General features: G+C 38.7%; 8 protein-coding genes. 4 read left to right on the top strand and 4 right to left on the bottom strand.

Going from position 1 to position 5,777, the window contains the following annotated elements; translation table 11 throughout:
* The coding region (locus tag NTU69_11440) for an ATP-binding protein (protein MCX5804121.1) at positions 1-1,117 on the top strand (1,117 nt) is incomplete at its 5' end.
* Positions 1,118-1,217: 100 nt separating this feature from the next.
* Here the strand turns inward: NTU69_11440 and NTU69_11435 are convergent.
* From NTU69_11435 to NTU69_11420, 4 genes are all read right to left on the bottom strand, one after another.
* A complete protein-coding gene (locus NTU69_11435; protein ID MCX5804120.1) occupies positions 1,218-1,448 on the bottom strand; it encodes a hypothetical protein in 231 nt (76 codons plus the stop codon).
* Positions 1,429-1,704, bottom strand: coding sequence for a hypothetical protein (locus tag NTU69_11430; GenBank protein ID MCX5804119.1), 276 nt, complete (start codon positions 1,702-1,704; stop codon positions 1,429-1,431). The genes NTU69_11435 and NTU69_11430 overlap by 20 nt, the downstream gene beginning before the upstream one ends.
* 157 nt (positions 1,705-1,861) lie before the next feature.
* Positions 1,862-2,257 (bottom strand): type II toxin-antitoxin system VapC family toxin, encoded by a 396-nt coding sequence (locus NTU69_11425; GenBank protein MCX5804118.1) that lies wholly within the window; start codon positions 2,255-2,257, stop codon positions 1,862-1,864.
* The gene (locus tag NTU69_11420) at positions 2,233-2,484 is read right to left on the bottom strand and encodes a hypothetical protein (GenBank protein MCX5804117.1); all 252 of its coding nucleotides are present in this window, start codon (positions 2,482-2,484) and stop codon (positions 2,233-2,235) included. Before NTU69_11420 ends, NTU69_11425 begins: the two co-directional genes overlap by 25 nt.
* A gap of 81 nt (positions 2,485-2,565) precedes the next feature.
* Here NTU69_11420 and NTU69_11415 point away from each other — a divergent pair, with 81 nt between their 5' ends.
* The 3 genes from NTU69_11415 to NTU69_11405 form a co-directional block, all read left to right on the top strand.
* Complete coding sequence (locus tag NTU69_11415; GenBank protein MCX5804116.1) at positions 2,566-3,867, top strand: PAS domain S-box protein; 1,302 nt, start codon at positions 2,566-2,568, stop codon at positions 3,865-3,867.
* Positions 3,868-4,094: 227 nt separating this feature from the next.
* Complete coding sequence (locus tag NTU69_11410) at positions 4,095-4,457, top strand: ATP-binding protein (GenBank protein ID MCX5804115.1); 363 nt, start codon at positions 4,095-4,097, stop codon at positions 4,455-4,457.
* A partial coding sequence (locus NTU69_11405) for a sigma-54 dependent transcriptional regulator (protein MCX5804114.1) occupies positions 4,435-5,777 on the top strand: 1,343 nt, incomplete at its 3' end. The genes NTU69_11410 and NTU69_11405, both read left to right, overlap by 23 nt.

The raw sequence follows: 5,777 nt of genomic DNA, 5'->3' as shown, positions 1-5,777 counted from the left end.
AAAAAAGGTCCGCCCCGGAAACATCCTTTTTTTAAATCTTGAAAACCCTCAATTCAGCCAATACAAAAATGATATTGCTTATCTCGACAGAATCTATGGAGAATATATAAAGCTAATCTCCCCTGAAGGCTTAATCTACTGTATGCTTGACGAAGTGCATTTCTTCCCTGAATGGCAGGTATTTGTAAAATCCCGTTATGAAAAAGGGCATATCAAATTTATCGTTACGGGCTCAAACTCGCGGCTTCTCTCATCTGAACTTGTTACCCTCCTGTCAGGAAGAACCGTTCCCGTAGAAGTATTCCCGTTTTCTTTTGTGGAGTACCTTGCATCTATGGACATAGACGCTACCGATGCCGTCTCCTTCATTAAAGAGCGTCACAGGGTCAGGAAAATATTTGATGAATACCTTCAGCTTGGAGGATTCCCGGAAATAGCTTTTATCAGTGAGCCGATGATGAAAAAAGAAATCCTCGTCATGTATGCCAGGGCAATTCTCTATCAGGACATTGCGCCACGTTTTGGAATTAAAAAGGCCGGTGACCTCGAGCATCTCTTTTTCTATCTCATATCGAATGTTGCCTCTCTGTATACGTACAACAGTCTGTCAAAACTGCTCAGCTTGAGCGATAAGACAATCAAGGAATATTTGGCATACTTTGAGGATGCCTTTTTGCTGTTTACTGTAAATGCCTTTGATTTTTCCGTGAAAAAACAGATCAACAGCCCAAAAAAGGTCTATGCAATTGACACAGGTCTGGCAAATGCCGTTTCATTCAATTTCTCTGAAAACATGGGTCATCTCCTTGAAAACCTCGTTTTTCTCAAACTGAAACAGGAGAATAAAGAGGTGTTCTATTACAAAACGAACAATGGCGGTGAAGTGGATTTTATATACAGGGAGAGCGGGGGGAACCAGGGACTCATTCAAGTTACAAAAGAGATACGCACAGAAAATGTGAGAAAGCGGGAAACAAAGGCGCTTGTCAGGGCGATGGAAGAAACAGGCATTACACAAGGGATAATTGTGACTTACGAGGATGAGGAGAAGATACAGATTGACGGTAAGACAATTGAAGTAGTCCCGGCGTATGCGTTTCTGAGCGTAAGACCGTGAAGCAGGAGAAGACGAGGAACGAGAAACAAAGATGATCTTATTGAAGTTTTTTCAAGACCTTTTCGCTATCTTTTTTATTGGTGATTGCCAGTATTATAACTTAATTGGAGACAATACGATAATATGCCCTGAAGTCGCCGCTTCTCATTCTATAGAGGGGTGGTTCAAAGCCGGTCAGCTTCTTAATTCTTGCTTTGCCAAAAGGAATCGGGGAGGTTTCCAGGTATGATTTTATATCCTTTGCGATCTGAATCGCATCATCTGTTTCGAGGTTTTCTATTTCTTTTTGAGCGGAAAGACTAAATATGACCTTAAACTTTTTTAACGTCACGCCGTTTTTCCAATTTGTGTATAAGGGCATCAACGGTTACGCCCCCGCTTGCTGTATATTCTGTATATGCTTCTTCAATCCTGTTTTTAAATACAGGGTCATTTTCAATCAAATAATCGGCAAGGTCATCATCGGTTATATGATGAAGGATGGCAGTGGGTTTACCATATGCTGTTATAACAATATCTTCATCTTTGGATGCCCTGAGTATATCCATTGTTTTATGTTTAAGCTCTTTAACACCGGCAAAACGCATTGTAAATCTCCTTTGGCAAGTTATACTATAGTGTAACTTTATACATATAAGGTGTCAAGTTGAAAAATGAGAAAGGAATTTTTGATTTACGATTTGCGATTTTTGATTTAAACTGTGAATGGTGAACTGTGAACAGAGAAGGGTCAAACCTGGAGGATTAATCAAATATGATAAGTTCCAAACCTGACACCCTTGAAAAATGTTTTGTATTTAATGTCAATAGAGATATGTTGTTGGCGAGACAAATACCTGCAATAAGAGTGTCGGGAAACCCAATTCCTTTGCCTTTTATATCGAGCAGGGACTGTATTTCTGCCGCTGTTTTTGATGCCTTGTAATCGAAAGGGAGAAGAATAAATTGCTCAAGGAAGTTATCTATCCCGGTCTTACGTTTCATCTTCATCTGGCCGAGAAAAAGTTCAAACGCAGTAATGGCTGTTACGCATGGTTCGTATTGTTCGATAAATCGCATAAAAAGGGTATAACCAGGATCTTTTTTTCTAAGGAAATCTACGCAAATATCAGTATCTACACATGCAAGTTTTTCTGCCATTTATCCCAGTCTTTGCGAATTTTTACAAAAATTTTATCAACTTCTTCATTTTCCCAGATACCTGCGAATTGCAGAACTTTCTTTGTTCTCTCGCCTTTTTTTAGAATGAGCAATTTCCCTTTTTCCACAATGCCTTCTATCACCATCCCATCCTTCAAAGAAAGGTTTTTTATAACTCTTGCGGGGATGGGTATTTTTTCTTTAACCATAACTTTTGCTTCAAGCATTCCGGTATGCCTCCTTCTTCATAATTATAATAATAACGGATACATTACATGGTGTCAATGATTTTAAAAGGTGAAATGTGAATGTTGAATAGTGATGAAGGCATGAATAGCAAGCATATACTTATTGTTGAAGATGAAGCCATTGTTGCAAAAAACATAGAAAACATTTTAAAGAAGAAAGCAGATTATAAACCCTTCATTGCATTCTCGAAAAAGGAAGCTATGGAACAGATAAAAACGGTTAAGCCTGATCTTGTACTAATGGATATTAAGCTTAAAGGAAAAGCGAATGGGATAGAAACAGCCGCCGAGATTCGTACTCATTTTGACATACCTATTGTATATCTTACTGGATATGTCGATGATGAGACCATAGAAAGAGCAAAAATCACAGAACCTTTTGGATACATATTAAAACCATTTGAAGAAGGGGAGCTATACAGCGCTATAGAAATTGCGCTTTATAAACACAGATTGGATAAAAGTTTAAAAGAAAGCGAAGAACGTTATAGAATAGCGATAGAGAATTCAAATGACGGTGTTGCGATAGTAAAGGGGGACCAGCACATCTATGTAAACCAGAAGTTTTTAGAGATATTCGGCTATGATAACCCGAAAGAGGTTTTAGACAAAAGCTCCTTTGTGAATGTCCATCCCGATGACCGGGAGATGGTAATGGAAAAGAACCGCCTGAGACAAAAAGGAGAATTAGTCAGGGACAAATATGAGTTCAGAGGAATACAGAAAGATGGGACACCAGTATATATTGAAGTTTCTGCAAATCAAATCATTTATAAAGGAGAACCAGCCACCCTTGCTTATTTAAGGGATGTTACAGAAAGGAAGGAAGCAGAAAAAATATTACGTCGAAGCGAAGAGCATTTTCGTTCCCTGGTGGAAAATGTTCCTGATGCCATAGCGGTTATAGACAAAAAAGGGGTTGTACAATACGAAAGCCCCTCTCTTGAGCATATTCTTGGATATAGTCCCCAAGATTTTATCGGAAAAAAGGCATTCAATTTTGTGCATCCTGATGATCTGCCAAAGGTTATGGACGAATTTAAAGTATTATTGAAAAACCCGGGCAGTACAAGATCCTTCAATATATGGTATAAGCATAAAAATGGTTCATGGCGTTTTCTTGAATGCTCAGCCAAAAACCTTCTTGAAGATAAGACAGTGGCAGGGGCAGTAATGAATATCCACGATATTACAAAGCGTAAATATGTTGAGGAAGAGCTTAGAGAAGCATACAATGAACTTACTGAGACACAACAGGAATTGCTCCAGGCAGAGAGGCTTGCTGTTCTCGGAAAGTTTTCATCGGGGATAGCCCATGAACTACGGAATCCCCTTGCCAACATGAGCGCGATGAGCCGATAAAGAAACATCTGGAGGTAATCCTGCGTAACTCAGAGAGCGCCAACAGGATTATAAAGGAACTTCTTGACCTTGCGAAACCGAGCCAGGTCTCATCGCAATTAGGTCAAATAGGTGAAGTTATAGATAAGGCATGTGACCTTGTCAGAACGAGATGCGAAAAACAGCATATTCTTCTGCATAAGAGATGCTCGAAAAGATTGCCTATTATATATTTTGATGGGGAACGGATGGAAAAGGCGTTTTTAAACATCATTTTAAATGCCCTTGATGCAATGCCCAGAGGTGGAAGACTTTCCGTAACTACCTATAATGATAGTTTAAATGGTGAGGTAATAACAAATTTTTCAGATACCGGTGACGGGATTGCTCAAAAACATTTAGATAATATATTTACCCCTTTTTTTACTACAAGGAAAAATGGAACAGGATTGGGGTTGTGCCTCGCTCAGCAGGTTATTAATTACCACAAAGGAAGTATCAGTTTGAGGAGTGAGATTGGTCAGGGCACAGAGGTTATTGTAAGACTACCTATTTCAAGAGAACAAAAAATAAAGAAGGGTTTGAAAGATGACAAAGATATTGATCGTTGAAGACAATGAAGATATGCAGCATATCCTCTCGAATTTACTGCATGAAGAAGGGTATGAGACAATTGCTGTTTTAGATGGTGAAAGCGCGCTTAAAGAAGTTAAAAAAAATGACCCGAATTTAGTTTTACTTGATATTAAACTTCCAGGAATGGATGGTATGAAAGTGCTGAATGAAATGCAGAAGATTGATAAAGATTTACAAATTATCATGCTTACAGCCTACGGAGACATAAAAGATGCAGTGAATGCAATGAAATTGGGAGCGTACGATTATATCACCAAACCATTTAATAACGATGAGCTTCTTTTAATTATCAGTAAAGCACTTCAAACCCATTACCTCACCAGGGAGGTTAAACATCTAAGGAAAAAACTTGGAGAAAAAACAGCAGAAGATATTGTTTTGGAATTAGGTGGAGAAAGCACTAAAGTAAAGCAAGTCCTCGAATACATTAATATTGTTTGTCCTACAAACGTGAGCGTGATTTTGAGGGGGGAAAGTGGTACAGGGAAAGAGTTAATTGCCCAGTTAATACATATGAAAAGTCAAAGGCGTGAAAGGGCTTTTGTTGCAATTGACTGTGGAGCAATCCCTGAAACCCTTGTAGAAAGTGAACTTTTCGGTTATGAAAAAGGTGCGTTTACCGGGGCAGACCACCAAAAGGAAGGCAAATTTGAACTGGCTCAAGAAGGAACGTTATTCCTGGATGAGATTACGAACCTTCCTGAAGCTGCTCAGACAAAGCTTCTCCGGGTACTTCAGGAGAAAAAAGTCCAGCGTCTCGGAGGCAAAAAGGACATAAAGGTTGATGTGAGGATTGTTGTTGCCACAAATATCCCTCTTTTTAATGCAGTAAAAAAGGGAAAATTCAGAGAAGACCTTTTTTACAGGTTAAATGAATTCGAGATAATTATACCAACACTTCGGGAAAGAAAAGAAGATATCCCAATATTAGCAAAACGTTTTTTAGATGAAGCCAATAATGAATTCGGAAAAAACATAAAAGGTTTTACCCCTCAGGCAATGGAATCACTCCTTACATATCGGTGGCCTGGAAACGTGAGAGAATTTAAAAATGCCATAAGAAAGACAGCGCTATTAACAAATTCTAAAAATATTGACCGGATATATTTTCCAAATGATGATTTAAATACACCTGAAAAACCTGAATTTAATGAGGTGTCGGGAGAAGGAAGCTCGCTTCATGATTTAGTAAGGGATACCACCAATGAAATGGAACGGGATATCATTATAAAAACGCTAAGTAAGGTGGGAGGAAATAAGTCAAAAGCAGCCAGACTTCTCAAGATAGACCGTAT

It is taken from the genome of Pseudomonadota bacterium, from assembly GCA_026388215.1.
In the GTDB taxonomy this organism is placed as follows: domain Bacteria; phylum Desulfobacterota; class Syntrophorhabdia; order Syntrophorhabdales; family Syntrophorhabdaceae; genus JAPLKF01.
This window is presented reverse-complemented; position numbering and strand designations above follow the sequence as displayed.

What these genes read in the sequence shown, in the direction of transcription:
- NTU69_11410 (MCX5804115.1), top strand. Translation starts at nt 4,095, where the DNA reads ATGGAAAAGGCGTTTTTAAACATCATTTTAAATGCCCTTGATGCAATG.
- NTU69_11420 (MCX5804117.1), bottom strand. Translation starts at nt 2,484, where the DNA reads ATGCTTGAAGCAAAAGTTATGGTTAAAGAAAAAATACCCATCCCCGCA.
- NTU69_11425 (MCX5804118.1), bottom strand. Translation starts at nt 2,257, where the DNA reads ATGGCAGAAAAACTTGCATGTGTAGATACTGATATTTGCGTAGATTTC.
- NTU69_11430 (MCX5804119.1), bottom strand. Translation starts at nt 1,704, where the DNA reads ATGCGTTTTGCCGGTGTTAAAGAGCTTAAACATAAAACAATGGATATA.
- NTU69_11415 (MCX5804116.1), top strand. Translation starts at nt 2,566, where the DNA reads ATGTTGAATAGTGATGAAGGCATGAATAGCAAGCATATACTTATTGTT.